Origin of the sequence: Streptomyces alkaliterrae, assembly GCF_007097205.2 — a bacterium.
Taxonomy (GTDB): domain Bacteria; phylum Actinomycetota; class Actinomycetes; order Streptomycetales; family Streptomycetaceae; genus Streptomyces; species Streptomyces alkaliterrae.
Window position 1 is genome coordinate 1 of the sequence record NZ_VJYK02000653.1, and the last position, 785, is coordinate 785.

General features: G+C 67.9%; 1 protein-coding gene. It reads left to right on the forward strand.

Going from position 1 to position 785, the window contains the following annotated elements; translation table 11 throughout:
* Positions 1–91 precede the first annotated feature (91 nt).
* Positions 92–736 (forward strand): SAVMC3_10250 family protein, encoded by a 645-nt coding sequence (locus tag FNX44_RS30150; RefSeq protein WP_153507805.1) that lies wholly within the window; start codon positions 92–94, stop codon positions 734–736.
* The last annotated feature ends 49 nt before the right edge of the window (positions 737–785 follow it).

Genomic DNA, 785 nt, shown 5'->3' on the forward strand with positions numbered 1-785 from the left:
GATACGGTCACAACCAAAACCTACACGCGTAAGATCGTCGGCAGCGGCAGATGTGTATAAGAGACAGGTCAGCCGACCGGACGGAGCGTCCATGCGTGAGATCGTCTACCTCTCGGAACGCAAGCTGCGGCAGTTCGTCCCTCCACCACGACGCCTCCCACGCCCCGGCGCCCTCCGCCTCACCACCCCGTTCGGCGGCCTCGACATGGACACGCCCCACCCGGACGGCGAACGAAACCGTCTCCGCCACCTGGCCGACGTCCACAAACACATCGAGACCATCGCCGAGTGGTACACCGACCCCGACCTCCGCCCCGGCCAGTGGGTCCAGTTCGAGACACCCCTGCGCTGCGTGACCCTCACGGACGCCCACCGCGACCTCGTCCTCTTCGTCGACCGGCCCGGCGACGAGGACTGCCGCCTCCTCCTGCACGGCTCGGTCCGGCACCTGCGCGGCTGGACCCCGACCTCGGTGGACGGCCCTCCGCTGGAAACCGTGGACTACGGCTCCAGCTTGGGCACCGCCTTTGTCACCCGGGTCGGCGAAGTAGTCGCCGCCCTCACCCGACACCGCGACCCGGCGCCCGCGGACCACCCGGAACCCCACCTACCCGACCGTGGCGTACTGCAGCTCCTCCACGCCCTCGACGCCGACAACCCCACCATCGACACCTCGGCGACGATGACCGGCTACGCCCGCGTCACCGGCCTCCTCCCTGTCTCTTATACACACTGACGCTGCCGACGATCTTACGCGTGTAGATCTCGTTGGGCTCCGTATCATC